This window comes from Thalassospira sp. MCCC 1A01428, from assembly GCF_002115825.1.
Taxonomy (GTDB): Bacteria; Pseudomonadota; Alphaproteobacteria; order Rhodospirillales; family Thalassospiraceae; genus Thalassospira.
Genome location: NZ_JFJZ01000176.1, coordinates 1 through 404, shown reverse-complemented (window position 1 = coordinate 404; position 404 = coordinate 1). Strand labels below are relative to the sequence as shown.

Below are 404 nucleotides of genomic sequence, written 5' to 3'. Positions count from 1 at the left end.
TTGATTATTCATCGGCAAGCTATGATTGGTCACAAGTCGGCGGCGGTACCAGCGATATGACATCGCCTGGCTATGACTGGTCAAGTTTCGCCGATGGCGGAATTATGACCAATAGCGGGCCGGTGCCGCTGCGGCGCTATTCTGCGGGCGGAATTGCCACCGGGCGGCAATTTGCCGAATTTGGTGAAGGATCTGTTCCCGAGGCTTATGTGCCGGTGCCATCGGGGAAAATTCCGGTTGATTTGAAACTGCCCAAGGCGGCCGCATCGTCGGCGGCAAGCACAGGCGGGGGCAGCGTTTATAACATTGATGCCCGCGGGGCAGATCAGTCTGCGATTGCCCGGCTGGAAAGCACAATTATTGCCCTGGGCGGTGTTGTGAAGCGCATGGATAGCGGGTTTGAC

At 57.4% G+C, this 404-nt stretch carries 1 protein-coding gene; it reads left to right on the top strand.

The window, feature by feature from the left end; all coding sequences use genetic code 11:
- A partial coding sequence (locus THS27_RS27120) for a hypothetical protein (protein WP_168185042.1) occupies positions 1–404 on the top strand: 404 nt, incomplete at both ends.